The sequence below is a fragment of the Saccharopolyspora sp. CA-218241 genome (assembly GCF_050954615.1).
GTDB lineage: Bacteria > Actinomycetota > Actinomycetes > Mycobacteriales > Pseudonocardiaceae > Saccharopolyspora > Saccharopolyspora cebuensis.
This window is the reverse complement of record NZ_CP191860.1, coordinates 961,795-985,909: the sequence shown is the minus strand read 5'-3', so window position 1 is coordinate 985,909 and position 24,115 is coordinate 961,795. Positions and strand designations below refer to the sequence as shown.

Below are 24,115 nucleotides of genomic sequence, written 5' to 3'. Positions count from 1 at the left end.
GGAGGTCCACGGTGAAGAAGCTCCGCACGACCTTGCTGGCCACGATCACCGCCGCGTGCGCGCTGGTCGCGACACCCGCGCTCAGCGCGGCCGGCCCGACCGCGGCGCCGAGCCCGATCGGCGCCTCGCCCTACCTCTACAACGGCTGGGCCAGCCCGCCGAACCCGGTCGAGGTGATGAACGCGACCGGAATCCGGGATTTCACCCTCGCCTTCGTGCTCTCCGACGGCACCTGCAACCCGGCGTGGGACGGCACCCGGCCGCTCCAGGGCGGCGTCGACGCCGCGACCATCGACGCCATCCGCGCTGCGGGCGGTGACGTGATCCCGTCCATCGGCGGCTACAACGGCGCCAAGCTCGGCGAGGTCTGCCCGGACGCGACCTCGCTCGCCGGGGCGTACCAGGAGGTGATCGACGCCTACGGCTTCAACTCCATCGACATCGACATCGAGGCCACCGAGTTCACCGACCCCGCCGCGCAGGACCGGGTGCTGGAGGCGCTGCGCATCGTCGAGGCGAACAACCCGGGCCTGCGCACCGTGGTCACCTTCCCGACGCTGATCAGCGGCCCGAACCAGGCCGGGGTGCGGATGATCCAGCGCGCCGCCGAGCTCGGCACCGACGTCGACGTGTGGACCCAGATGCCGTTCAACTTCGGCGGCACCGACATGGCGGCCGACACCATCACCGCCACCGAAGCGCTCAAGGACCTGCTCAAGAGCACCTTCGGCTACAGCGACGCCGAGGCCTACGCGCGCACCGGCATCTCCTCGATGAACGGCCGGACCGACACCGGCGAGATCGTCCGCCCCGCCGACTTCCAGCGGATGGCCGACTACGCCACCGCCAACGGGCTCGGCCGGTTCACCTTCTGGTCGGCCAACCGGGACCGGCCGTGCTCCGGCGACCCGTCCGCGTGCAGCGGCATCGACCAGCAGCCCTGGGAGTTCACCCGCATCGTCGCGGCCTTCGCGGGCTGACCACTGCCCTATCGGAGTGAGGGGCACCCTGGTCCGAGTTGCTTGGGCAAGGGTGCCCCTCACGCAGGACGCGAACGGGTGAGGGCGCGGTCGCCGTCGGCGGCCGGGCGCTTCGGTCGGCGGCCACCGGCGATCCGGTAGGTTCGGCGGCGTGGACGAGGAGATCTGGGAGCGGGTGCGGTCGGTCGTCGCCTCGATCCCGCCGGGGCGGGTGCTGAGCTACGGCGACGTCGCCGAACTCGCGGGCATCCGCTCACCCCGCCTGGTCGGGCGCATCCTCGGCGAGGACAGCGCCGACCTGCCCTGGTTCCGCGTGCTGCGCGCGAGCGGCACCACCGCCGAACCCGTCCGGCACCGGCAGCTCGAACTGCTTCGGGCCGAGGGCGTGCTCGCCGACGGCGGGAAGGTGGACATGCGCCGCTACCGCTGGAGCGGGTAGCGCGCGGGCAGCTCGTCGACGACCAGCTTCACCAGCGCGGCGGTCCGCGACCGCGGCGGCACCACGTGCGGCAGTCCCTCGTCGGCCCACGGCGCGGCGGTGACCGGTCCGACGCAGGCCACCAGCACCCGGTCGCGCACCGCCCGCCGCAGCTCCTCCCCGCGACCGGTGCGGTCGGCCCGGCCGAGCACGTTGGCCGAGGCGGCGGCGCTGGTGAACGGCAGCGCGTGCACCGAGCCCGCGATCGCCGCATCGATCACGGCGTCCAGCGGCGCCAGGTCGGCCGGGTCGGTCCAGCGGTAGACGGGGACCGGCACGACCTCCGCGCCGGCGGCGGTGAGCGCGTCGCGGAACCCGTGCATCGGTTCGCCGTGGACCTGCACCGCGATCCGCTGCCCCGCCACCCCGTCGGTGAGCAGGTGGTCCAGCACCTCGGCCGACTCCTCGGAATCGGCGGTCCAGCCCTCGGTCAGCCCGGCGCCGCGGACCGCACCCCGGGCCTTCGCCCCGCGCGCCAGGACCTCGGCGGACCGCAGGTGCGCCAGCAGGCGGTCGCCGACGCCGCGCTGCGCCGCGGCCTCGATCCAGCCCCGGAAGCCGACGCCGGTGATCGCCACCACCCGGTCCACCGGCGCGGCCAGCACCGCGTCGGTCGCGGCGGCCAGCTCGCCGTCCTCCGGCAGCGGCACCGTGCGCAGCGCCGCGCCGAGCCGCACCTCGGCGCCCCGGCGCCGGAACACCGCGGCGATCTCCTCGGCCTTGCGCTCGGCGGTCACCCCGACGGTGAACCCGCGCAGCGGCTCCTGCTCGTCCACCCCACCATCCTCACACCCCGATCACCCTCCCCGCCACGAGCGGGGAACGCCGGCAGCGAGGGGAGCCGGCAGCGTCCTCAGCCGAGCAGCGTCGACGGGGTGATCCGCTCGACGAGGGCCAGCCCGTCGTAGTCCTCGGCCAGCACGGTCGGGGTGTACCCGAGCCGGTAGAACGGCGACTCCACCGCACCGTGCTGCCTGGTCCACGTGCGCGACCGCAACCACTCGGCCGCGGCGGGCGGCGGGTCGTCGTCGCGCAGGTCGACGAGGTGGTCGCCGGGATGCGCGGCGGCCAGCCGGCCTTCGGCGGTGACCGGCGGGGCTGGGCCGCGGCGGTGCTCGACCGGCCGCGTCGGGGTGCGCCGCGACCACCGGGCGCGGCGGGCCCAGAAGCGGCCGGAACCGAACACCAGACCCAGCGCGTAGTACTCGGCGCCGAACCGGCGGCGCAGGTGCGCGCCCATCGGCAGCACACCGTCCACCGCGGACCCCGAGCGCAGATGCCCGTTGTGCGCCCAGACCGCGACCGGACCCGAGCCGGCCGCCTCGGCCACCGCTTCGGCCATGAGGCGGTCGCGCACCGCGTACACCGAATCCGGTCCCGACCGGTCGGCGGTGGCCAGCCGTGCGGCGCGGACCAGGTGCGCCGCGTGCTCCCGGACCGGCTCGGGCGCGGATCGCGCGTGCACGGTGCCGGCGACGTCCTCGGCGGTGCGCAGCACCGACGGCGGCAGCACCGGACCGGTGATCCGGCTGCCCGCCACGGCCTCGAGGTCGTCGGCGTGCCGTGCCGCCGACTCGGGCGCCGTGGCGGTCAGGAAGTCCCGGACGGAGTCGACGGCGACCCGGGCGGTCGCGGAGCTCCCGGGCAGTTGCGGGTCGATACCGGTGAACCGGACCCGCTGCGGGAGGTCGCGCGCGGCGTTGTGCGCGCGCAGCCACTCCAGCAGTGCCAGCACCTCACCGGTGTTCCAGGTCCAGAAACCGAGCCCGGCCAGCACCTCGGCGGGGTCGCCCACGCCGCGCACCACGTAGTCGTCGACGGCGCGCGCCGCCGATCCGGCGGCCTCCATCGCCACCACCCGGATGCCGAGCTCGGTGACCAGGAACTCGATCAGCCGGTGCTTGCGGGCGAAGAACTCCCCGGCGCCGTGGACGGCCTCACCGAGGCCGAACACCCGGACGCCGTCCCAGATCCGCCGCAGCGGCGCCGGATCGGCGTCGAGCGCGACGGCGCGGTCGGCCAACCAGGAGCGGACCTCGGGCATCGGTCAGAGGACTTCCAGGACCATCTGGGAGGCGCGTTCCAGCCCGGTGAGCGAGGACGACGTGGAGCGCGGGTGCAGCGCGTGCACGGCGAGCCGGAACAGCAGCGCGCGCAGCAGGACCTGCGGCCACTCCGAGAGGTGGGACCAGCGCTCGACGATCGCCGCGTCGGCACCGCCCCAGGCCAGCGCGTCGAGGACGGCGACCGCGGCGGCCCACTCGGCGGGGCGCCAGTACGGGGTGAAGTCGATGATCCCGGGCGCGCTGCCGTCGCTGAACAGCACGTTGCCGAACAGGTCGCCGTGCACCACCTGCGCCGGGAGCTGGACCTCCCGCCGGGAGCCGGCGAGCACGTCGTAGAGCCGCCCGCCCTTCTCCTCGGGCAGCACGTATTCCTCGTCGCCCCAGGCCATCCGGTCGGCGAGCGCGTAGATGTCCTGGCGGGCGGCGAGGAAGCGCGGCCGGGCGAGGAAGCGGCTGGCGGCGTGCAGCCGCAGCGAGGCGGCCACCACGTCGTCGTGCCGGGGTTCCAGCCTGCCGTCGAGGTTCCGGCTGGCGGACCACCCGGACACCACCCACCGCCCGTCGGTGGACCGGACCGGACGCGCCACCCGGACCTCGTCGGGTTCGAGCAGGTCGAGCGTCTGGGCGACCCAGGCCGCCTCGGCGGTGTTGACGGCGGGCTTGAGCAGGATCTCGCCGCAGCGCCAGGCGACCCCGCCCGCGAGCAGCTCCGGGTCGTCGACGCGCGCACCGAACGCCGCGCGCACGTGCGGCGGGGGCGGCTCCGGCGTAGGACTCACGGGGCAGACGCTACCCCGATCGATCGGGAATCCACAGCAGGCACTCCGCGCGCGGCGGCGGACGGGCGCCGCTCTCCCGTCCGCCGCCGACCCGCGATCAGTAGGTGGGCAGGCTCTGGTCGACCTCGTTGGCCCAGCCCAGGACACCGCCGCCGACGTGCACCGCGTCGGAGAACCCGGCCCGGTGCAGCGCGGCCAGCGCCTCCGCCGAGCGGGCACCGGACTTGCAGTGCAGCACGAGCTGCCGGTCCTGCGGCAGTCCGGCCAGCGCCTCGCCGGAGAGGATGCGGTCCTTCGGGATCAGCGTCGAGCCGTCGATCTTGACGATCTCGTACTCGTGCGGCTCCCGGACGTCGATCAGCTCGAACTTCTCGCCCCGGTCGAACTTCTCCTTGAGCTCGCGCGGGGTGATGGTGCTGCCGATCGCGGCCTGCTGCGCCTCGTCGGAGACCACGCCGCAGAACGCCTCGTAGTCGATCAGCTCGGTGACCTTCTCGGCGTTCGGGTCCTTGCGGATCTTGACGGTCCGGTAGGACATCTCCAGCGCGTCGTAGATCATCAGGCGGCCGAGCAGCGTCTCACCGATGCCGGTGATCAGCTTGATCGCCTCGTTGACCATGATCGAGCCGATCGACGCGCAGAGCACGCCGAGCACGCCGCCCTCGGCGCACGAGGGCACCATGCCGGGCGGCGGCGGCTCGGGGTACAGGTCGCGGTAGTTCGGGCCGTGCGCCTCCCAGAACACGCTGGCCTGGCCCTCGAACCGGAAGATCGAACCCCAGACGTAGGGCTTGCCGAGCAGCACCGCGGCGTCGTTGACCAGGTACCTGGTGGCGAAGTTGTCGGTGCCGTCCAGGATCAGGTCGTAGTCGCGGAAGATGTCGAGCGCGTTCTCCGAGGTCAGGTGCGTCTGGTGCAGGTTGACCTGGACGTACGGGTTGACCTCGGCGACGGACTCCTTCGCCGACTCGGCCTTGGACCGCCCGAGGTCGGACTGCCCGTGGATGACCTGGCGGTGCAGGTTCGACTCGTCGACCTCGTCGAACTCCACGATGCCGAGCGTGCCCACCCCGGCCGCGGCCAGGTACAGCAGCGCGGGGCTGCCGAGCCCACCGGCACCGACCACCAGCACCTTCGCGTTCTTCAGCCGCTTCTGACCGTCCATCCCGACGTCCGGGATGATCAGGTGACGGCTGTAGCGCGCGACCTCTTCCTTGGTCAGCTCCGCCGCCGGTTCGACCAGCGGTGGCAGCGACGTTGCGCCGGACATTCCCAGCTCCTCCTCGATGGTCGGGACCGCCGCGCGAAGCCCGGGACGCACCCGGCGCGGCGGCGGGACCGAAGCGTCCTGCCGGGCACCCGCTCACGCGGGCCCGCACGGAATCTCAACGCAAGAGTGGCCGACAACCTTCCGGGACCCAAACCACTCCCACCATCCGGGAGGGGGAGATCCGCCCCACAGCAGCTCGGCGACTGCTCAGGTCCCGCCGTCGACGATCGGGAACGGCCACGCGTTCGGCTTGCACACGAACCCGTCGGCGGGGATCGCGGTGCCCTGGTCGGCGATCTTGTTCAGCTCGTGCAGCTCGTTGTTCGCGACGCTGAAGGTCTGCTGCATCATCACCGGCGCCAGCGCGCCCGGCGCCGGGCAGGCCACGTGCGGGTTGCCGAAGACGTGCCCGACCTCGTGGTTGATCGCGTACCGGCGGTAGTCGCCGAAGTTGCCCTGGAACGACACCGCCCCGCGCACCCAGCGGGCGGCGTTGATGTAGACCTGATCCCCCATCCGGCAGGAGCTGTCGAACGGGACCCCCGCGCTGTAGTCGCACGCCTCCCGGGCGGTCTGCCTGCTCACCAGGATCACCCGGAAGTCCGGGCGCCCGGAGTCGACCCGCTGCAACGAGATCCCGCCCGCCTGCGGGTTGGTCCAGCTCCGCGGGTCCGACAGCGTCTCCTGCACCAGCCTGCCGAAGGACTGGTTGCCCTCGGCGAGGGTGACGCCGACCTCCACCTCCACCGTGTAGCGGTACAGCTCACCGGAACCGACCACCGGGGAGGTGCCGGGCAACACCTCGTAGGTGCGGGCCCCGGCCTCCGGGATCGGTCCGCCCTGCGGCAGTTCGGCGGAGAACATCTCCGTCGGGTAGGTCTGGCCGGCGGGCGCCTCGGTGACGATCGGCTCGTCCTCCGGGGTCGCGCCGGACGCCGCCCGGGGCTGCTCGGCGGGCCGACCACCGGGCGTCACGGTCTGGAACACGGCCAGCGCGCTGATCACGGCCAGCAGCGGCACCGCGTAGATCCGCCAGCCGTAGCGGGAGAAGATGCCGCGCCGCCGCGGTTCCTCCGGCTCGGGCACCGGGCGCCACGACGCCGCGAGCGGTTCCGCGCGGTCGGGTCGCGGTGGCACCACGCGCGTCCGCCCCGGGCCGGGATCAGGACCGGGAGCGGGCGGACGAGGTCGGCGCGGACGGCTCACGCCGTTCAGGGTGCCACAGCGCTCCGATCTTCCCGCCGAGCAGTGGGCACTCCGCGTGATCACCGCACGCGGCGGGTCACCAGGAGTCGCCGGTCCGGACGAGCCCCCAGAGCGCGCGGGCCACCATGCGGGGGCGTTCGAGCTGGGCGACGTGACCGGTCCGCGGCAGCACGAGCAGCCTTCCCCGGGGCAGCGCCCGAGCGGTGCGCGGCGCCTTGCGGGCGCTGATCACCGCGTCCTCGCTGCCCCACACCACGAGGGCGGGCGCCGGGACGCGGGTCAGGCTCCGCCACAGCGACGGCGGCTGCACCCAGGACCGCACCAGCTCGGAGGTGGTGCGGTTGAGCGCGGTCCCGGCCCAGTGCAGCACCTCGCGCTCGCGCAGCTCCTCGACGACTTCGGCGAGCCGGTGCGGCGGCACCACCTCGGGTTCGGCGAAGACGAGCCGGACCAGCCGCTCCGCCCGCTCCCGCGCGGTGACCTCGGCCAGCCGCCGCCGGGCGCGCGCGCCGATCACCGGCAGCGCGGCGGCGATCAGCCTGCGGTCGGAGATGCGGGACGGGCTCGGGCGCAGGTCCGGCACCGCTGGTGAGATCAGCACGAGCCCGGCCACCAGGTCCGGTCGCCGGGCCGCGACCTCGGCGGCCACCGCGCCGCCGTAGGAGTTGCCCGCCAGGTGCACCGGCTCGCCGATCCGGTCGAGCAGCGCGATGAGCACCTCGGCGTGCTCGTGCCGGTCGAACCGGAACCCGTCGGGCGGCTCGGACCAGCCGAAGCCGGGCAGGTCGACGGCGACGCCGCGGAGGTGCCCGCGCAACACGTCGGCGAGGTCGGTCCAGTTCGTCGAGGACCCCGCCAGCCCGTGCAGCAGCACGGCGATCGGCGCGCCCGGCGGCCCGGGCGTCTCGCGCACGTGCACGCGCAGCGGTCCCCAGCGGGTCAGCACCTCGGCGAACCGGCCGGGGGCGGGGTCGCGGAAAGATCGACCTGCCCGACACCGTCGTCCGGCAGCGGTACTCTCGTCAGTTCGCGTGCCCCGAGCGGCACCGCGGGCGATGTCGTGGTCACCCGTCCAGCATGACGCGCATCGCGCCGGGATGCCGGTGGCGCCTTCTACCGGCGAGTAAAGTCTGTCGGACGGCCCGCAGCAGGGGAAGGAACCGGGTGGAGGCACGGATGACCGAGACCGCGCAGCCGAACCGCGGAGTGCGGCTGCCCCGCGACGCACGCCGAGCGCAGCTCCTGGAGGCGGCGCAGCACGTGTTCGTGCACAACGGCTACCACGCCGCGGCGATGGACGACATCGCCGAACGCGCCGGGGTCAGCAAGCCGGTCCTCTACCAGCATTTCCCGGGCAAGCTGGAGCTGTACCTGGCGCTGCTGGACAAGCACGGCACCGAGCTGGTCACCCGGGTCCGGGAGGCGATCGCCTCGACCCCGGACAACAAGCAGCGGGTGCGCGCGGCGATCAGCGCGCTCTACGAGTTCATCGGCGGCGAGGGCCAGGCGTTCCGGCTGGTGTTCGAGTCCGACCTGCGCGGGGAGCCCGCCGTGGAGAAGGCGGTGGACGCCTCGCTGGCCGGGTGCATCGACGCGATCACCGACGCGGTGACCGCCGATGCGGGGTTGGACGCCGAGCGGGCCCGGCTGCTGGCGGTGGGGCTGGTGGGCCTGAGCCAGACCACGGCGCGCTACTGGCTCGACTCGCCGCACTCGATCAGCCGGGACGAAGCCGTGAGCCTGATGTCCTCCCTGGCGTGGAAGGGCCTCGCCGGCTTCCCCATGCAAAGCTGACCACCCGATCGAGTGCTTCACGCTGAGTGAGGGGCACCCTTGCCCAAGCAACCGGGACAAGGGTGCCCCTCACTCAGCACACTTTCGGGTGAAGTTCCGCGGGCTAGCACCAGTGGCCTGGGCGCCACTGGACCGAAGTGGGCCGGGTCCCGGTGCGGGTGTACTCCTCGACCGCCTCGCCGACCCGGGCCAGCGGCAGCGACGCCGTGCGCGGGAACCACAGGCCCTCGCCGTCGAACCGGAGCCGGGGCGTGCGCTCGTCGGCGTCCGGGTTGAAGGAGTCGACGACCTCGCCGTCCACCGCTCCGGGGCGGGCGTCCGCCCAGTTCAGCGCGCCCCACCCGAGTTCCGGGTACGAGGCGACCCGCAGGCGCACCAGCGGAGCCGCCGGGCCGCCCGGATCGCGGTTCGACAGGCACGGCCGGTCCCACACGTGCACGTAGATCACCGGATCGAGCGGCGCCTCGACGATCCGGTGGACCAGCGCGCCGATCTCCCCCGGCGTGCGCGCGTACCGGTAGATGTGCTGGAACACGACCGTCACCACGGTCCCCGTCCCCGTCGCGGTCAACTCCCCGCTCCTCCTCCGAGCTCGACCGGTGCCGCCCCTCGATCGCGGGGCGAGCGGGATCGCGGGACGAGCGGCCCCGGCCGGGCGGCGCGGGGTTCCCGGGATTGTCCAGCACGACCGACCCGGGGACCGGCCCCCACACCCACCCCAACAGCCACCCGAAAGGGTGAATCATGCCCAGGTGAGGGGCACCTTCATCCGACATGGCCGGATGAAGGTGCCCCTCACTCAGCACCCTTTCGGGTGGTTCAGCTTCGGCGGTGGGCGGTGACGAGTTCGGCGATCCGGTCGGTGACCTCGTCGGAGCGCTCCAGCGGCACCATGTGGCCCGCCCCCGCGTAGACCAGCAGCCGCGCCTCGGGCAGGGCCTCGGCGATCCGGCGGGCGTGCCGGTACGGGGTGAGCCGGTCGGCGAGCCCGGCCAGGACCACCGTCGGCACCCGGCGGAGCACCGCCAGCGCCGCGATCCGGTCGTGTTCGGCGAGCGAGTCGCGGTACCCCGCCATGTTCGCCGGGTGGCAGCCGGCGACCCACTCCGCGGCGGCGACCACGTCCTCGGTCCGCGGTCGCTTGCCGAACAGCAGCCAGCGCAGTCCCGGCCGCAGCGGCGCCGCCCGGGGGCTGAGCCGGTGCCCGCCCGCCGCGGCCAACCGGGTGCGGACCCACCGCTCGCCCCGGTTAGCCAGGGCCGCGACCGGACCGGGCAGCCCGAGGTCCGGGGCGCGCAGGTCACCGCAGGAGGTCGCGACCAGGGCGACCCCGACGATCCGCTCCTCGAACAGGTCCGGCCGCTGCTCGGCCAGCGCCATGATCGTCATGCCGCCCATCGAGTGCCCGGCGAGCACCACCGGACCGGCGACCCGCCGGTCGAGCAGCTCGGCGAGGTCGTCGGCGCACTGCCGGATGGTGGCACCACCGGTCGCCGCGGCCTCGCTGCCGCCGTGGCCGCGCAGGTCGTAGCGCAGCGTCCGCACCGGTCCGCCCGCCGCCCGCGGCAGGCCGGCCGCCACCCGGTCCCAGGTCTGCCGGGCGAGCGTCCAGCCGTGCACGAACACCGCGGTGACCGGTGCGTCCGGGGAGCCGCCGAACTCCAGCCGCAACCGGGTGCCGTCGGCGGTGGTGAACACGTCCTGATCGTCGAGCTCCGTCGTCGCGGTCATCGGATCAGGAACGCTTTCTTCCACCAGCGCATCCCGGGGCGGCCGACCAGGCCGACCTCGTCCAGGAACGCCATGATCTTCTCCCCGCCCCAGTGCAGGGTGTTCTGGAAGTGCGGGTTCGACCAGGCGGCCCGGTGCGCGTCCCGGGGGCGCAGCCCGACCGCCTTGTAGACGTGCGGGTTGATCAGGCTGAAGCAGATGGCGTAGCTGACCAGCGCGGTCCAGTACTGGTGGTAGGCGCGCTCGGCGGCGTTGCACTCGGCCATCCGGCGCACCACCTCCTCGCGGGCGAAGGTGACGTGCCGGGCCTCCTCGAGCACGTGGATGCGGTTGACCATGCGCACCAGCGGCTGCACGTCCGCGTCGTTCATCTGGTCGCGCTGGAACCGGTCCAGCACCTCCTCGGCGACCAGGATCGACGCGTACGCCGAGGGCCCCTTGAGGGTGGTGGGCAGGATGCGCCCGCCGTTGCGCAGCAGTGGCAGCGGACCGTAGGCGGGGGCGCCGACCTTGTTCACCGCCTTGGCGAACATCGTGGAGTGCCTGCACTCGTCGGCGACCTCGGTGAGCGCGTACTGGGCGTGCTGGGTGCGCGGGTCGGAGTCGTAGAATTCCTTGAGCAGCATCTGCATCAGCAGCACCTCGAACCACAGGCCGTTGGAGGCGATGCTGGCGAACTCGTGCTTGGTGAGCTCGATGCGCTGGTCCTCGCTGAGCCGGTCCCACATCGCGGTGCCGTACAGCGAGCTGCGGTGGAACGGGATGAAGGGCTTGCCCTCCTCCAGCGGCGCGTCCCAGTCCAGGTCGACGTCGGGGTCGTAGCTGTTGCGGGCCGTCGATCTCAGCAGCCGGTCGGCCGTCTTCTCGCGGTCTCCGACCTGCAAGGTCCTGCTCATCGGCGTGATCACCTCGATGGTCTCCGGTGCGGGCGGCCCGGGACTTCCCGGGATCTCCGGATTGCGTGTTACCTCAAGTAACAGTTACCTTGGGTAGCGTGAGCCACACCTCCCGCCCTGTCAAGGCCGTACCGGCGGACAAGCCCGACGCCCGGCGCGAGCGCTGGCGCGAGCACCGCCAAGCCCGGCGCGCGGAGTTCGTCGAGGCCGCCGTCCGCGCGATCGGCAAGCACGGCGCCGAAGTGGGGATGGACGAGATCGCCGCCGAGGCCGGGGTCAGCAAACCCGTGCTCTACCGGCACTTCAGCGACAAGAGCGATCTCTACGTCGCCGTCGGCGAATGGGGCACCGAGCTGCTGATGCAGCGGCTGCGGCCCCTGTTCCGCGACTCCGGCACCCCCAACCAGCGCATCCGGCGGCTGATCGACGGCTACCTCGGCCTGATCGAGCAGTACCCCGACCTGTACCGGTTCGTGGTGCAGCGCACCTTCGCCGACCGGCCCGTCCACGACGACCCGGTGTCGGCGGAGAAGACGGTGATCGCCAACTCGCTGTCCCGGGTGCTCGGCGAGTACCTGCGGCTGCTCGGGCTGGACTCCGGCGGCGTCGAGGTGTGGAGCCACGGCGTCGTCGGGCTGGTGCAGTCCAGCGGCGACTGGTGGCTGGAGCGGCAGTCGATGAGCCGGGGCGACCTCACCAGCTACCTCGCGCAGATCATCTGGCACGCCATCGACGGCCTGCTGCGCTCCGGCGGCATCGTGCTCGATCCGGACGAGCTCATCGAGCTCGACGGCGGGCTGCACCTCGTCGAGGACGACGCCGAGGAATCGGGGAGCTGACCCCACCCGCGACCGAGGAGGAGCGGACATGGACGAGGACGACGACTACCGGGGCGCGGCCACGCTGCTCGGCGCGGACCGCGAGGTGGCGGTCGAGGTGGTGCTGCGCGGGCACTTCCAGCCGATCGACGGCCGCTTCCACTGGTACGGCCGGATCGCGGCGCACCCGGAGGTCCGGGAGATCGCCGACGGGCGCGCGAAGGCGGTCGTGCTGCGCACCCCGCAGGGCGAGGCGGTCGGCAAGCTCTCCGATCCCGATCCGTGGGGCCGGTTGCGGATCACCGGCACCGGCAGGCCCCCGTTCGAGGTCGAGGGGTTCGAGGTCGAGGGCTGATGACCGGGTCTTCCGGGACGGTTCCCCGGAAGACCCGGTCCCCGCTCAGCCGACGCCGAAGCCGACGCGCGGCGACTCGACCGCGCCGATCTCGATGTAGGCGATCTTGGCGGACGGCACCAGGAACCGCCGGCCCTTGTCGTCGGTCAGGGCGAGCACGCCACCGTCCCGCAGCGCGTCGGCGACCAGCGATTCCACCTCGGCCGGGGTCTGCCCGCTGGACATGGTGAGCTCGCGCGAGCTGTCCGCGACGCCGATCTTGACCTCCACGCCGAACCTCCGTTGCGACCTGTTGCTTCCGGTTGGTGCGATCAGGCTATCCGAGCCGCGCAGCGGGCGCGTCAACCGAGGCCGAGCCGGTCCATCCGCTTGGTGTGGTTGTTCTGCAACCGGCGGAACATCGCCGCGATGCCCGTCAGGTCGCCGGACCCCCGGATGATCAGCTCGGCCAGCGCGTCGCGCTCGGCGACCACCCGCTGCGCCTGGGTCAGCGCCTCGCCGAGCAGCCGCCGCCCCCACAGGGTCAGCTTGTCCCGGACGGTGCGGTCCTCGGCGCAGGCCGCCGGAATTTCGCGTTCGGCGAACGCGGCGTGCCCGGTGTCGGCGAGCACCGCGAGCACCAGCTCCCGGGTCTCGGCGTCGAGCCACTCGGCCACCTCGCGGTAGAAGTCCGCAGCCAGCCCGTCACCGACGTAGGCCTTGACCAGCGACTCCAGCCAGGAGTGCGGGGCGGTGGAGGCGTTGAACTCGGCGTAGGGCGACTCGAACGGCCGCATCACCTCCTCGACCTGCACGCCCTTGGCCGCCAGGTGCTCTTCCAGCAGGCGGAAGTGGCCGATCTCGGCGGCGGCCATCCGGGCGAGCGCGGCGTGCCCGGTCAGGGTGGGCGCGGTGCGCGCGTCCTCGGCCAGCCGGTCGAACGCCGACAGCTCGCCGTAGGCGAGCGCGGCGAGCAGGTCGATGACGCCCTCCTGGTACCGCTCGTCGATCACCGTCGCGCCGCCGTCCGCCTCACTCATGCAGGCGAGGGTAGCCGCCGTGACCGCTCCCACCGCAACGACCACGCTCCAGCGGGTATCCTCGGCAGCGGAGGAAATACGGCGTCCTGCGGTGCGCTGCACTCCGACGGCCGGCTCCCGACCTCGACGGGCCTGGGTGAGCGGCCGGAGGAGGGTGGCAACGACCTCGACGCGGACGCGGCACACGGCGTCCCGGCCGGCCCGACCGGCGTCCGGGAAGCCCGCCGCCGTCCGGCGCACCACCGACGCCGACCGAGAACGAACCGGCAGCGGAGCATCCGCTGAGCGAACAAAGGCGCGCACCATCACGTCGGTGACCTTGAGCACTGCCCGCGGCCGCGAGACGGCGGCCGCCGTGCCGGAGGGACGTCACGACGCCATCGTCCGCGGGACGCGTTGCGCGCAGGTACGAGAGAGGCGATCACCCTGACGTTCACCAACAGCCAGGCCCCGGACGGCCTGGACACCCGAACCGACGACGCGGCGGACCCGGAACAGGGGACGACCGCGTCGCTCGGCCCGACCTTCACCGAGCTCGACGTCCACCCGGAGATCGTCCGGGCGCTGAACGACTCGGGCATCGAGCGCACCTTCGCCATCCAGGAGCTGACCCTGCCGCTGGCGCTGCGCGGCGAGGACCTGATCGGCCAGGCCCGCACCGGCACCGGCAAGACCCTGGGCTTCGGGGTGCCGCTGCTGCAGCGGCTGACCATCCCCGGTGACGGCACCCCGCAGGCGCTGGTCGTGGTCCCGACCCGCGAGCTGTGCCTGCAGGTCACCCGCGACCTCACCGAGGCGGGCAAGCACCTGGGCATCCGCACCGTCGCCGTCTACGGCGGACGCCCCTACGAGGAGCAGATCAGCGCCCTGCAGAGCGGCGTCGACCTGGTCATCGGCACCCCCGGCCGGCTGCTGGACCTCGCCGAGCAGCGCCACCTGGTGCTGGGCAAGGTCCGCGGCCTGGTGCTCGACGAGGCGGACGAGATGCTCGACCTGGGCTTCCTGCCCGACATCGAGCGCATCCTGCGGATGGTCCCCGAGCAGCGCCAGACGATGCTGTTCTCGGCGACCATGCCCGGGCCGATCCTGACCCTGGCCCGCACCTTCATGACCCAGCCCACCCACATCCGGGCGGAGCAGGCCGACGAGGGCGCGGTGCACGAGCGCACCCGGCAGTTCATCTACCGGGCGCACGCGATGGACAAGAACGAGCTCATCGCCCGCACCCTCCAGGCCAAGGACCGCGGCCTGGCGATGATCTTCACCCGGACCAAGCGCACCGCGCAGAAGCTCGCCGACGACCTCACCGAGCGCGGCTTCGCGGCCGGTGCGGTGCACGGCGACCTCGGCCAGGGCGCCCGGGAGAAGGCGCTGCGCGCGTTCCGCTCCGGCAAGGTCGACACCCTGGTCGCCACCGACGTCGCCGCGCGCGGCATCGACGTCGCCGGGGTCACGCACGTGATCAACCTGCAGTGCCCGGACGACGAGAAGACCTACGTGCACCGCATCGGCCGGACCGGCCGGGCCGGGCGCGAGGGCGTGGCGATCACCCTGGTCGACTGGGACGAGGAACCGCGCTGGAAGCTGATCAGCGACGCCCTCGGCCTGGACAAGCCGGAACCGGTCGAGACCTACTCGACCTCGGCGCACCTGTTCGCCGACCTGGAGATCCCCGCCGACGCCACCGGGCGGCTGCCGCTGTCCCAGCGCACCCGCGCCGGGCTGGACGCCGAGGCGGACCCGGACGACGAGACCCGGCGCCCGGCCCGCGGGCGCCGCCGCAGCCGCGGTGGTGGCGGTGAGCAGAAGAAGTCGGGCGAGGCCGAGGCCACCCGCGAGGGCGGCACGGAGAACCGGCCCGCCGGACGCGCCCGCCGCAGGCGCACCCGCGGCGGCGTGGACGCCGGCTCCGCCCAGGCGCCGGAGTCCGCCGCCTCCGCCCAGGACGGCGAGGGACGTCCCCGCCGCAGGCGTCGTCGCAGGCGGGGTTCCGCCGAGGGCGCCTCCGGTGCTCCCGGCGACGCGACCGCCCGTCGCAGCGGTGCGGAGGACGGCGCCGCGTAGGCTTGTCGGGGCGCACGGCGAGCTGAACGGGGAGTGGGCGTGGTCCGGCCGGAACGACGCAGGAGGTCCGACCTCGTCACCGCGGTCGTGCTCGTGGTGCTCGTGGTGGCCGGCGGGGCGACGCTGTGGTTGCGCAGCGACGCCCGGGCCACCGTCTCCGACACCGCGGCCGAGCCGCTGCCCGAACTCCCGGCGGCCACCGACGTGCCCGCCGCCCTCCAGGAGGCGTGGCGGGCGCCGAGCCCGGTCACCCCGCAGCCGGTGGTGACCGACTCGGCCGTCGTGACCGGGCGGGGCGGCGAGGTGCTCGGGCACGACCCGCTGACCGGCGAGGTGCGCTGGCGCTACGCCCGCGACCTGCCGCTGTGCACGATCGGCGCGGAGTGGGACCGGGCCCTGGCGGTGCACCGCAAGTCCCACAACTGCAGCGAGGTCACCTCGCTGCGGGGCGCCACCGGTGAGCGCGGGCCGCAGCGCAACTCCGACGCCGAGTTCGGCACCCGGTTGCTCGGCGACGGCACCTACGTCACCGCGACCGGCACCGAGAGCGTCGAGACCTGGCGCTCCGACCTGGTCCGCACCCAGCAGTACGGCATCCCACCCGCGCTGAAGAACCCGGACAACAACATCGAACGCCCCGAGTGCAGCTACTCCTCGGTCGCGGCGGGCGAGTCCCGGGTCGCGGTGGTCGAGGAGTGCCCGCGCGAACCCGGCGACCGGGTCACCGTCCTGGAGGCCAAGCCGGAGGACGACGAGGAACCCGAGGTGCTGCTCACCCGGGCCCTGGGCGGCGAGCACGCCTCAATCGTCGCGGTCACCGAGACCCGGGTCGCGGTCGCGGAGCGGGACCGGGGCGAGGTGACGGTCTACAACTTCGGCGGCATCGTCACCGGCAGCTTCCCGGTGCGCTTCGGCGAGCCCGACACCTCCGGCAACGTCGCCGTCGAGCGGGTCGACACCGGCGACGACGAGCGCTCCCGCCTGTTCTGGCACACCGGCGTCGACACCGTCGCGCTGGACCCGCTGAACCTGATGCCGGTGTGGACCGCCCCGGACGCCCTCGGCCCGGGCGTCGACCACGGCGGCCGGCGGCTGGTCCCGGTGCCCGGTGGCCTGCTGGTGCTGGACCCGGTCAACGGGGCCCGGCAGGGCTTCCTACCGGTCGACCGCGGGGATCACCGCGGACCGGTGCGGATGAGCTCGGTCGGGCAGGTGCTCCTGGAGCAGCGCGGGGACACCCTGGTCGCGCTGCGCCCGCGCTGACCCCGGCGGGCGGTCACCACCACCAGAACCACAGCGAGCCGAGCACCAGGGCGAGGGCGCCGGCCGCGAACAGCGCGCCGACGCGGTCCCGGCGGCGGTCGGCGATCGACTGGGCGAACAGCGCCACCAGGGCGACCAGCGACTGCGACACCACCGAGGCCGCGCCCGGCCCCCGGTAACCGTGCTGGACCGCCCAGATCTGCACGCCGATCAGCGCCAGCGCGAGCAGCAGCGAACCCAGGGCCAGCGATCCGCTCAACCCGCGCAGCAGCCGCCCGAACCGGGTCGTCGACCGGCGCGGCGGACCGGCGGGCTGCGGCCGGATCGGCTCCGGGTCGGGCACGCGGCGCGGCCTGGTCTGCTGCTCCGGCACGCGGCGCCGCGGCGGCGCCCGGTGCGCGCCGCGCGGGCCCGCCTGCGCTTCGCTGGTACGTGCTCGGTGCTGCCTGGGCGGCATCGGACCTTCTTTCCGCCGGTCCCGTCGATCGCATGTCAGTCCCCCAGCAGGCCCCACGGCGGGAGGTCGGGGGCGGCCTCCCGGCCCTCCGGGCAGTGCGCCCGGAATTCGCACCACGAGCAGTGCCGCCCGGTGCGGGGCGGGAACAGCCGCTCGGGATCGCCACCGGCGTCCAGCGCCGCCACCGCGTCCTGGAACTCGCCCGCGAGTTCCTCCGCGCGGGCCCGGATCGCCGCCAGCGACTCGTCCGCATGGTCCCACGCCGCGACCCCTCCGGTCGGCAGGTGATGCAGCTCCACCCGCCGGCACGGGCGGCGGAGCCGGGCTCCGGCGGCCAGCGCGTAGAGCCCGAGGGCGAGGGAATCGCGGGCGTCGTCGACGCGCAACCCGTGCCGCCCGGTCTTGTAGTCCACCACGACGAGTTCGCCGCCCCGGTCGTCGAGCCGGTCGATCCGCCCCTCGGCGATGATGGTGCCCAGCGGGGCGGAGACCCAGCGCTCCACGGCGACCGGCGTGAACTCCGGGTCCAGCGCCGCGACGTAGTCGCGGACCCACCCCTGCGCCCGCCGCAGGTACTCGGCGGCCTGGGCGGCGTCGGCGAACCCGTCGCCCTTCCAGTGCTCGCGGACCAGCGCGGCCGCGCGCTCCGGGCTCCGCCGCGCGGGGCGGAGGCCGAAGTGGGCGCGCAGGGCGTTGTGCACGACGGCGCCGAGCGTGCTGTTCGCCCAGGCACCGCCCCGGCTCGGCGTCGGCCGGTCGACGTAGGTCATCCGGTACTTCCGGGGGCACTTCGCCCAGTTCGCGAGCCGCGCCGGAGTCACCCGCACCAGTTCGGCCGGAACGCCCTCCAGGCTCAGCTGACCTTGCACGCCCACCACAGTACGCACGGAGCGGCACGCACCGCGTGCGCCCCCGCGGCGCGGATCAGCCCACGACGGCCGCGCCGACCGCTTCGGCGACGAGCCGGTCGAAGGCCTCCGGCGCGGTGGTCTCCTGGCCGATCCCGATGGTCTTGTTGGTGCCGTGGTAGTCGCTGCTGCCGGTGGGCACCAGGTCCAGCTCGGCCGCCAGCTCCCGGGTCCGCGCCCGGGTCGCCGGGTCGTGGTCCGGGTGGTCGACCTCGATCCCGGTGAGCCCATGTTCAGCCAACTCGGCGACGACCGGAGGAGTGACGTCCTGGCCGCGGCTGGTGGCGAACGGGTGAGCCAGCACGGTCACCCCACCGGCGTCGGCGATCATGTCGATCGCGCGGTGCACCGGGGTGTCGGTGCGCGGCAGGTAGTACGGGCAGGTCGCGCCGAGGTAGCGGGCGAACGCCTCGTCCACCGAGGCGACCCGCCCGGCCCGGACCAGCGCCCGCGCCAGGTGCGGGCGACCGCCGGGCGAATCCGGCGGCAGCCCGGCCATGATCGCGTCCGGGTCGACCGGGAAGCCGTCGGCGGCCATCCGGGAGGCCATCTCGCGCAGCCGGGCGCGGCGCTCGGCGCGCAGCCGGGACTGCTCGGCGACCAGCGCGGGGGAGGCCGGGTCGAAGAGGTAGGCCAGCAGGTGCACGGTCACGTCGCGCCCCCGCCCGTCCGGGCTGGAGCAGGACAGCTCGGCGCCCGGGACCAGCCGGAACCGACCCGAGGGCGACCGTTCCCGCACGGCGCGCTCGGCCTCCGCCCAGCCCGCCGTGGTGTCGTGGTCGGTGAGCGCGATCACGTCCACCCCGGCGTCGATCGCGGTGGCGACGAGCTCCGCGGGCGTGTCCGTCCCGTCGGACTCGGTGGAATGGGTGTGCAGATCGATTCGCACACCCATCAGTGTGACCGATGCCCGGCGGGCCCGCGGATCCGCACCGCCGTGCGGGGCGGATCCGCGGCCAGGTCTCAGGAGACCTTCTGCGCCTTGCGCTTGCCGACCGCCGCGCGCCGCGCCTTGAGCATCGAGAACCGGTCCTGCTGGTTCTTCTTGTCGCCGAAGACGAGGTGGGAGATGGCGTCCTCCACCTCGTCGGGGTTCGGGACGTACTCGATGCGGTTGAGCGCCTGGATCTGACCGGCGGACTCGACCACGAGCGTGCCGTAGCCGAGCACCCGGCCCAGCAGCGTCCGCGCGAAGGTGAGGTCGGTGACCTTGGTGATCGGCATCATCGCCACGTTGGTGGTGAAGATGCCCGTCGTCATCAGGAACCGCTTGTCCGTCACGACGATCCGCTCCACGTACCAGTCGAGGATCTGGTAGGTGAACCGGACGAGCACGACCAGACCGGCGTACCAGAGGATGTTCTGGAACACCGCGTTCTCCTGCGGCAGCAGGTACGACACCATCACGAGCCCGACCAGCAGCCCGACCGCTTCGAAGAGGTCCCACACGAGGCAGGCCCAGTGCCGCCGGACGCGGATCACCCGGCGCTCGGAGTCCAGCAGGTACTCGTCGGGGTCCTTGGGGTGGAACACGGCACCCGCCTCCCGCGGCTCGGCGCTTACACGAAGAGGTTCTGCATGAACGTGATGACGGCTTCGGCCGCCGAGCGCAGGCTCGCCAGGATGCCTGTCACCACGTTGCTGGCCTGGTCGGGAGAGGAGATCAAGAAGAACAGAAGGAACGCGACCAAGGTCCAGGTGAGGATCTTCTTCAAGTTCACTGTGACGCACCCCGTCCGAAATGCCACTGATTAGCGCAGGCGCCTGCTGATCCGTTGTACCGTACTTCGCCGGTTTACGGCAGCTTTGTACCGCACTTGGGTCAGTCGGTTCCGGGCGGCCCCGGATCAACTACGTTCCGTGGCGATGATCGTATCGGAGAACTCCCCGATCCGCTGCGTCGGCGCGGTGGTGCACGATTCCCGCGGCCGGTTGCTGCTGGTCAAGCGCGGGCGCCCGCCCGCGGCCGGGAAGTGGTCGCTGCCCGGCGGCCGGGTGGAGCAGGGCGAGTCCGACCACGCGGCGGTGCGTCGCGAGCTGCTGGAGGAGACGGGCCTGTCCGTCGAGGTCGGAGCCTTGCTGGGGACCGTCCTGCGGCCGGGGCTGGGCGGAACGTACGAGATCCACGACTACGCCTGTCGGAGCAACGGCGCTGCTCCGTCCGCGGGCGATGACGCGGACGCGGCGGCGTGGGTGGACGGTGCGACTTTCACCACATTGGACCGAGCGGGTGAACTCACGGAAGGCCTGGCGGAAGTCTTGCGCTCGTGGGGTGCAGAACCCACGACGGGGTGACACCCGAAAGCCGCAAAACGTCCCCGGCGCGCACTTTCGGCGAGAACCCCATAGTAATCCGTTTCGCCCTGCGCACAATTCACCGCGTTCCGCCGTTGGTGACGTTCCCCGCCATCCGGTGCCGCGGCGCCGTCCGGGCGGAGTACGCTGAGCCGTTGGCCGAGCCGACCACCCGCGGCGGTGGATGACCTCCAGGAGGTGAGGGATCGTGGACAGCAGTGCCGACAGCGCGCCTCCGAGTAGTACCGGCCGCATCCCCGCCGGGAAGGTCCGTCGCCGCTAGCGACGCACGCGGTGCCGACGCACCGGCCGGGATGCGCGCCCAGCGAGACGATCCGCTGCCCGCCTTCCCGGACCCCGGAGGTTCGCCGTGCCCAGCCTGCCCTCCCTCGGCCTGCGTTCCCGCAACGGCCGCGCCCGCACCCCGCACCGCACCCAGACCCCGCTGTCCGCGTCGGTCGTGGACTGCGCCGTCTACGTCGACGGCAGGCGGCTGCCCGGCACGTGGACCCACGACGAGGCCGTCGAGGAGGTGCGCGAGCGCGGCTCCGGATTCGTCTGGATCGGCCTGCACGAACCGACCGCGGACCAGATCAACGGCATCGCCGAGACCTTCGGGCTGCACGAGCTGGCCGTCGAGGACGCCGTGCACGCCCACCAGCGGCCCAAGCTGGAGCGCTACGACAGCACGCTGTTCATGGTGCTCAAGACCGTCCGCTACCTGGCCACCGAGCTGCGCTCCGCCGCCGACGACCTGGTCGAGACCGGGGAGCTGATGGTGTTCGCCGGGCGGGACTTCGTGATCACCGTCCGGCACGGCAGGTACAGCGGGCTGGCCACCGTCCGGGGCCGGCTGGAGGCCGACCCGGAGCAGCTCGCGCTGGGCCCCTCCGCCGTGCTGCACGGCATCGCCGACCACGTCGTCGACACCTACCTGGAGGTCACCGAGGCCTTCCAGGAGGACATCGACGAGATCGAGGCGGAGGTCTTCGCCCCGCGCACCAAGATCGACGCGCCGCAGATCTACCTGATGAAGCGCGAGGCGATGGAGCTCAAGCGGGCGGTGATGCCGCTGACCAAGCCGTTGCAGCGGCTCGCCGAGGGCTACCTGCCGATGGTGCCCGACGAGGTCCGCTCCTACTTCCGCGACGTCGAGGACCACCTGGCGAAGGTCTCGGAGCAGGTCGGCTCGTTCGACGAGCTGCTCACCACGCTGGTCGACGCGACGCTGGCCAAGATCACGCTCCAGCAGAACACCGACATGCGCAAGATCTCGGCGTGGGTCGCCATCATCTCGACGCCCACGATGATCGCCGGGATCTACGGGATGAACTTCGACCAGATGCCCGAGGTGCACTGGAAGTTCGGCTATCCGCTGGTGCTGCTGGTGATGCTGCTGGCCTGCGTCGTGCTGTTCCACATCTTCCGGCGGAACAAGTGGTTGTGACCCGGTGTAACGATTCCGATCGGGTCGGCGATAGCCTCCACGGGGACCGCGCCGCTGCCGGTCCCGGCGGATCCCGCCCCGCGCCCCGACGTGGTGGCCCTCGGCCGATCGGGTACTCACCCACCGCCTTTTCCGCGACATCGCGAGCACGTGAGGAGGTCGTCATGCACTGGACGTCGCCGCTCCTCGGGCGCCGCCACCACCGGCGCGCCTCCGCGGCGCTGCGCCGGACACCGGTCTCGCACCGGCACGTCGCCGAGCAGCAGTTCCGGCACACCGCGTGGATCGAGCGAAAACCCGGCGCGATGCGGCAGGCGACCACCGCGCCGCGCGCCGTCGACGCGCGCTGAGGCCCCCGGTCGCCGACCGCATCGTGGAGCGAATCCCCCGCAGGCTTCGTACTTCACGCCGGGAGGCGCCGTCATGACCCGCTTGATGACGAACAAGCTCACCGTGCTGGTGACCCTGATCGCCGGGTGGATCGTCACCCTCTTCGTCCTCATCGCCCAGGCCTGAGGACTGCTCTCAGAATGGATCTGCGTGGCGGTGCGGGTGGCGGAACCTCAGTCGCCGCCTCGCTCCGGGCGCCCTTCCTCATGAAAGCGGCTCCGCCGCTTTCTGCACGGACCCCTGAGGACTCCCGGGGACGAGCCCCGGGATCGCCCGGCGCGGCGACACCGCGCCGGGCGCGCGAGGTCAGCCGGTCATCCGCCGGATCGAGTGGACGTCGCCGATGTAGTCGTACTTCTCGACCTTGACGTTCTGGCCCTCGGTCGGCGCGTGCACGACGTTGCCGCCGCCGATGTAGATCCCGTTGTGGCTCGCCGAGTCGTAGAAGAAGATCACGTCGCCCGGCTGGAGCTGGCTCTCGGTCACGCTCGTGCCGGTCGAGACCTGCGTCCGGGTCGAGGCGGGCAGCGACAGGCCGGCCTGCTCGAAGGACCACTGCACCAGCCCCGAGCAGTCGAACTGGTTCGGCCCCTTGGCGCCCCACACGTAGGGCGAGCCCTGCTTGCTCAGCGCCGCGTTCACCGCGGCGATCGCCGTGCCGCTGCCGGAGACCGGGCCGACGTCGGTGTCGTCACCGGACAACGCCTCCTGCTCCTGGGCGCTGAGCTGGTCGTACTGCTCCTTGACCTCGGCGACCCGGGCGTCCATCTCGTCCTTGCGGACCGCGAACTCCTGCTGCAGGCGCGCTGCTTCGGCCTCGGCCCGGGCGGCGCGGGCGCGCTCCTCGGCCGCGCGCCGCTGCGCGGATTCCGCCCGCCGGGTGGCGGTGACGACCGCGTGCACGGCCTGGTTGTTGTCCCGGGCCAGCGCGTCCAGCGCCGAGGCGCGGTCCAGGAACGACTCGGGCGACTCGGCGGTGAGCAGCGCGGACAGCGTGTTCATCCGCGCCCCCTGGTAGGACGCCGCGGTCAGCTGGTCGACCTCGCCGCGGAACCGCTCCTCCTCGCGCCGGGCCTGCTCGGCGGCCTGGTCGGCGCGGTGCGCCGCCGCGGTGGACGCGTCGAGCTCCCGCTGCCGGGCGGCGTGGTCGTCCTGGACCTTCTTGAAGTCCTCGGTGACCACCTCGGCCTCCCGGGACAGCTCGCGGAGCCGCTGCGCGGCGTCGGACGCCGAGCCCGGTTCCTCGGGTTGGGCCGTGGCGGGCACTCCCGCGATGAGCGCGGTGGAGAGCGCGGTCGCGGCTACCAGCGCGGTGTTCGTCGTGCGGGTGGTGCGGTTGCGCATGCTCGTGTCCTCACTCCTCACCGGTTCTTCTAAGCAAGGTAGTAGATCTCCTACGGGCGATAGTAGAGTGGTCCGCGCACCCGGTCCCCGGAGGAAGTGAGGCACCGTGCGGAGCTGGACGGCACGCCACTGGCTGTGGGCCACCGTCGCGGCGGTGGCCATCGCGGCGATCACGGGGACCGTCGCGGGACTCATCCCGAATCCCCTCTTCACGCGGATGATCGAGGCGCCGTGGTGGAGCTACCCGGTCTGGCTCGCCGCCGCGGTGCTCTCCGGGCTGCTGGTGGCGACCTACGCGGGTCCCCGCACCGAGCAGCAGCGGACCCGCCGCGGAGTCGTCGGGACGGTGCTGTCCTTCCTCGCCATCGGCTGCCCGACGTGCAACAAGCTCGTGGTGCTGGCGCTGGGCACGAACGGGGCGCTCAACTGGTTCGGCCCGGTGCAACCCGTGCTGGCGATCGGTTCGCTGGCGCTGCTCGGGTTCGCGCTGCGCGCCCGGTTGCGCACCACCTCCGCCTGCCCGTCCCCGGTCGCGGCATGATCAGCTCTGCGACG

At 73.0% G+C, this 24,115-nt stretch carries 28 protein-coding genes; 11 read left to right on the top strand and 17 right to left on the bottom strand.

The genetic code is table 11. The annotated features are described in order from the left end of the window. Positions 1-11: 11 nt before the first annotated feature. Both ACQP0T_RS04955 and ACQP0T_RS04950 read left to right on the top strand, forming a co-directional pair. On the top strand, positions 12-980 hold the full coding sequence (locus tag ACQP0T_RS04955; protein WP_433871503.1) for a chitinase: 969 nt from the start codon (positions 12-14) through the stop codon (positions 978-980). A 151-nt stretch (positions 981-1,131) separates the two neighbouring features. After that, positions 1,132-1,419, top strand: a complete 288-nt coding sequence (locus ACQP0T_RS04950; protein WP_433871502.1) for an MGMT family protein — start codon at positions 1,132-1,134, stop codon at positions 1,417-1,419. On the opposite strand, the gene ACQP0T_RS04945 is transcribed toward ACQP0T_RS04950, so the two are convergent. The 6 genes from ACQP0T_RS04945 to ACQP0T_RS04920 all read right to left on the bottom strand — a co-directional run bounded on the left by ACQP0T_RS04945 (position 1,401) and on the right by ACQP0T_RS04920 (position 7,725). Beyond that, the gene (locus ACQP0T_RS04945) at positions 1,401-2,234 is read right to left on the bottom strand and encodes a uroporphyrinogen-III synthase (protein WP_433871501.1); all 834 of its coding nucleotides are present in this window, start codon (positions 2,232-2,234) and stop codon (positions 1,401-1,403) included. The two genes, ACQP0T_RS04950 and ACQP0T_RS04945, sit on opposite strands and share 19 nt — an antisense overlap. 77 nt (positions 2,235-2,311) lie before the next feature. Then, positions 2,312-3,502, bottom strand: a complete 1,191-nt coding sequence (locus tag ACQP0T_RS04940; protein ID WP_433871500.1) for an erythromycin esterase family protein — start codon at positions 3,500-3,502, stop codon at positions 2,312-2,314. Positions 3,503-3,505: 3 nt separating this feature from the next. After that, the gene (locus ACQP0T_RS04935) at positions 3,506-4,303 is read right to left on the bottom strand and encodes a TIGR02569 family protein (RefSeq protein WP_433871499.1); all 798 of its coding nucleotides are present in this window, start codon (positions 4,301-4,303) and stop codon (positions 3,506-3,508) included. Positions 4,304-4,400: 97 nt separating this feature from the next. Next, positions 4,401-5,573, bottom strand: a complete 1,173-nt coding sequence (moeZ, locus tag ACQP0T_RS04930) for an adenylyltransferase/sulfurtransferase MoeZ (protein ID WP_433871498.1) — start codon at positions 5,571-5,573, stop codon at positions 4,401-4,403. Positions 5,574-5,780: 207 nt separating this feature from the next. Beyond that, positions 5,781-6,710, bottom strand: a complete 930-nt coding sequence (locus ACQP0T_RS04925; RefSeq protein WP_433871497.1) for a DUF3152 domain-containing protein — start codon at positions 6,708-6,710, stop codon at positions 5,781-5,783. A 145-nt stretch (positions 6,711-6,855) separates the two neighbouring features. After that, on the bottom strand, positions 6,856-7,725 hold the full coding sequence (locus ACQP0T_RS04920; RefSeq protein WP_433871496.1) for an alpha/beta fold hydrolase: 870 nt from the start codon (positions 7,723-7,725) through the stop codon (positions 6,856-6,858). Between the two features lie 230 nt (positions 7,726-7,955). On the opposite strand from ACQP0T_RS04920, the gene ACQP0T_RS04915 reads away from it, so the two are divergent. After that, positions 7,956-8,573 (top strand): TetR/AcrR family transcriptional regulator, encoded by a 618-nt coding sequence (locus tag ACQP0T_RS04915; RefSeq protein ID WP_345368069.1) that lies wholly within the window; start codon positions 7,956-7,958, stop codon positions 8,571-8,573. 103 nt (positions 8,574-8,676) lie between these two features. Here the strand turns inward: ACQP0T_RS04915 and ACQP0T_RS04910 are convergent, their stop codons facing one another. The 3 genes from ACQP0T_RS04910 to ACQP0T_RS04900 all read right to left on the bottom strand — a co-directional run bounded on the left by ACQP0T_RS04910 (position 8,677) and on the right by ACQP0T_RS04900 (position 11,200). After that, positions 8,677-9,144: an Imm1 family immunity protein gene (locus ACQP0T_RS04910; protein WP_433871495.1), complete on the bottom strand. Its 468-nt coding sequence runs from the start codon at positions 9,142-9,144 to the stop codon at positions 8,677-8,679. Positions 9,145-9,392: 248 nt separating this feature from the next. Next, positions 9,393-10,304 (bottom strand): alpha/beta fold hydrolase, encoded by a 912-nt coding sequence (locus tag ACQP0T_RS04905; protein WP_433871494.1) that lies wholly within the window; start codon positions 10,302-10,304, stop codon positions 9,393-9,395. Continuing rightward, positions 10,301-11,200: an AurF N-oxygenase family protein gene (locus ACQP0T_RS04900; RefSeq protein ID WP_433871493.1), complete on the bottom strand. Its 900-nt coding sequence runs from the start codon at positions 11,198-11,200 to the stop codon at positions 10,301-10,303. The genes ACQP0T_RS04905 and ACQP0T_RS04900 overlap by 4 nt, the downstream gene beginning before the upstream one ends. A gap of 98 nt (positions 11,201-11,298) precedes the next feature. Between ACQP0T_RS04900 and ACQP0T_RS04895 the strand changes: the two genes are divergently transcribed. After that, on the top strand, positions 11,299-12,039 hold the full coding sequence (locus tag ACQP0T_RS04895; RefSeq protein WP_345356441.1) for a TetR/AcrR family transcriptional regulator: 741 nt from the start codon (positions 11,299-11,301) through the stop codon (positions 12,037-12,039). Positions 12,040-12,067: 28 nt separating this feature from the next. Further along, on the top strand, positions 12,068-12,373 hold the full coding sequence (locus ACQP0T_RS04890) for a DUF4873 domain-containing protein (RefSeq protein WP_433871492.1): 306 nt from the start codon (positions 12,068-12,070) through the stop codon (positions 12,371-12,373). Positions 12,374-12,418: 45 nt separating this feature from the next. Here ACQP0T_RS04890 and ACQP0T_RS04885 read toward each other — a convergent pair whose 3' ends face one another. Beyond that, the gene (locus ACQP0T_RS04885; RefSeq protein ID WP_345356435.1) at positions 12,419-12,643 is read right to left on the bottom strand and encodes a DUF3107 domain-containing protein; all 225 of its coding nucleotides are present in this window, start codon (positions 12,641-12,643) and stop codon (positions 12,419-12,421) included. A 71-nt stretch (positions 12,644-12,714) separates the two neighbouring features. Further along, positions 12,715-13,392 (bottom strand): ferritin-like fold-containing protein, encoded by a 678-nt coding sequence (locus ACQP0T_RS04880; protein ID WP_345356432.1) that lies wholly within the window; start codon positions 13,390-13,392, stop codon positions 12,715-12,717. A gap of 459 nt (positions 13,393-13,851) precedes the next feature. Here ACQP0T_RS04880 and ACQP0T_RS04875 point away from each other — a divergent pair, with 459 nt between their 5' ends. Continuing rightward, positions 13,852-15,456, top strand: a complete 1,605-nt coding sequence (locus ACQP0T_RS04875; protein WP_433873599.1) for a DEAD/DEAH box helicase — start codon at positions 13,852-13,854, stop codon at positions 15,454-15,456. Between the two features lie 39 nt (positions 15,457-15,495). Beyond that, the gene (locus ACQP0T_RS04870) at positions 15,496-16,719 is read left to right on the top strand and encodes an Rv3212 family protein (protein ID WP_433871491.1); all 1,224 of its coding nucleotides are present in this window, start codon (positions 15,496-15,498) and stop codon (positions 16,717-16,719) included. A gap of 13 nt (positions 16,720-16,732) precedes the next feature. Here the strand turns inward: ACQP0T_RS04870 and ACQP0T_RS04865 are convergent, their stop codons facing one another. The 5 genes from ACQP0T_RS04865 to ACQP0T_RS04845 form a co-directional block, all read right to left on the bottom strand. Continuing rightward, positions 16,733-17,176 carry a hypothetical protein gene (locus ACQP0T_RS04865; RefSeq protein ID WP_433871490.1) on the bottom strand — a complete coding sequence of 148 codons (444 nt, stop codon included), beginning with the start codon at positions 17,174-17,176 and terminating at the stop codon, positions 16,733-16,735. Between the two features lie 35 nt (positions 17,177-17,211). After that, positions 17,212-18,045: a RecB family exonuclease gene (locus tag ACQP0T_RS04860; RefSeq protein WP_433871489.1), complete on the bottom strand. Its 834-nt coding sequence runs from the start codon at positions 18,043-18,045 to the stop codon at positions 17,212-17,214. A gap of 55 nt (positions 18,046-18,100) precedes the next feature. Then, positions 18,101-18,982, bottom strand: a complete 882-nt coding sequence (locus tag ACQP0T_RS04855) for a PHP domain-containing protein (protein WP_433873597.1) — start codon at positions 18,980-18,982, stop codon at positions 18,101-18,103. A gap of 65 nt (positions 18,983-19,047) precedes the next feature. Further along, positions 19,048-19,617 (bottom strand): PH domain-containing protein, encoded by a 570-nt coding sequence (locus ACQP0T_RS04850; RefSeq protein WP_433871488.1) that lies wholly within the window; start codon positions 19,615-19,617, stop codon positions 19,048-19,050. 26 nt (positions 19,618-19,643) lie between these two features. Continuing rightward, a complete protein-coding gene (locus tag ACQP0T_RS04845; protein WP_345356414.1) occupies positions 19,644-19,805 on the bottom strand; it encodes a hypothetical protein in 162 nt (53 codons plus the stop codon). Between the two features lie 145 nt (positions 19,806-19,950). Here ACQP0T_RS04845 and ACQP0T_RS04840 point away from each other — a divergent pair, with 145 nt between their 5' ends. From ACQP0T_RS04840 to ACQP0T_RS04830, 3 genes are all read left to right on the top strand, one after another. Next, positions 19,951-20,379: an NUDIX hydrolase gene (locus tag ACQP0T_RS04840; RefSeq protein ID WP_433871487.1), complete on the top strand. Its 429-nt coding sequence runs from the start codon at positions 19,951-19,953 to the stop codon at positions 20,377-20,379. Positions 20,380-20,749: 370 nt separating this feature from the next. Next, positions 20,750-21,826 (top strand): magnesium/cobalt transporter CorA, encoded by a 1,077-nt coding sequence (gene corA, locus ACQP0T_RS04835; RefSeq protein ID WP_433871486.1) that lies wholly within the window; start codon positions 20,750-20,752, stop codon positions 21,824-21,826. A 164-nt stretch (positions 21,827-21,990) separates the two neighbouring features. Then, positions 21,991-22,176: a hypothetical protein gene (locus ACQP0T_RS04830; RefSeq protein ID WP_345356405.1), complete on the top strand. Its 186-nt coding sequence runs from the start codon at positions 21,991-21,993 to the stop codon at positions 22,174-22,176. A gap of 346 nt (positions 22,177-22,522) precedes the next feature. Here the strand turns inward: ACQP0T_RS04830 and ACQP0T_RS04825 are convergent, their stop codons facing one another. Further along, positions 22,523-23,560: an NlpC/P60 family protein gene (locus ACQP0T_RS04825; protein WP_433871485.1), complete on the bottom strand. Its 1,038-nt coding sequence runs from the start codon at positions 23,558-23,560 to the stop codon at positions 22,523-22,525. A gap of 106 nt (positions 23,561-23,666) precedes the next feature. Here ACQP0T_RS04825 and ACQP0T_RS04820 point away from each other — a divergent pair, with 106 nt between their 5' ends. Continuing rightward, on the top strand, positions 23,667-24,101 hold the full coding sequence (locus ACQP0T_RS04820) for a hypothetical protein (RefSeq protein WP_433871484.1): 435 nt from the start codon (positions 23,667-23,669) through the stop codon (positions 24,099-24,101). The last annotated feature ends 14 nt before the right edge of the window (positions 24,102-24,115 follow it).

Excerpts from the sequence above, each read along its gene's own strand:
- ACQP0T_RS04940 (WP_433871500.1), bottom strand. The coding sequence starts at position 3,502 with ATGCCCGAGGTCCGCTCCTGGTTGGCCGACCGCGCCGTCGCGCTCGAC.
- moeZ (WP_433871498.1), bottom strand. The coding sequence starts at position 5,573 with ATGTCCGGCGCAACGTCGCTGCCACCGCTGGTCGAACCGGCGGCGGAG.
- ACQP0T_RS04915 (WP_345368069.1), top strand. The coding sequence starts at position 7,956 with ATGACCGAGACCGCGCAGCCGAACCGCGGAGTGCGGCTGCCCCGCGAC.
- ACQP0T_RS04905 (WP_433871494.1), bottom strand. The coding sequence starts at position 10,304 with ATGACCGCGACGACGGAGCTCGACGATCAGGACGTGTTCACCACCGCC.
- ACQP0T_RS04900 (WP_433871493.1), bottom strand. The coding sequence starts at position 11,200 with ATGAGCAGGACCTTGCAGGTCGGAGACCGCGAGAAGACGGCCGACCGG.
- ACQP0T_RS04890 (WP_433871492.1), top strand. The coding sequence starts at position 12,068 with ATGGACGAGGACGACGACTACCGGGGCGCGGCCACGCTGCTCGGCGCG.
- ACQP0T_RS04880 (WP_345356432.1), bottom strand. The coding sequence starts at position 13,392 with ATGAGTGAGGCGGACGGCGGCGCGACGGTGATCGACGAGCGGTACCAG.
- ACQP0T_RS04865 (WP_433871490.1), bottom strand. The coding sequence starts at position 17,176 with ATGCCGCCCAGGCAGCACCGAGCACGTACCAGCGAAGCGCAGGCGGGC.
- ACQP0T_RS04840 (WP_433871487.1), top strand. The coding sequence starts at position 19,951 with ATGATCGTATCGGAGAACTCCCCGATCCGCTGCGTCGGCGCGGTGGTG.
- ACQP0T_RS04830 (WP_345356405.1), top strand. The coding sequence starts at position 21,991 with ATGCACTGGACGTCGCCGCTCCTCGGGCGCCGCCACCACCGGCGCGCC.
- ACQP0T_RS04825 (WP_433871485.1), bottom strand. The coding sequence starts at position 23,560 with ATGCGCAACCGCACCACCCGCACGACGAACACCGCGCTGGTAGCCGCG.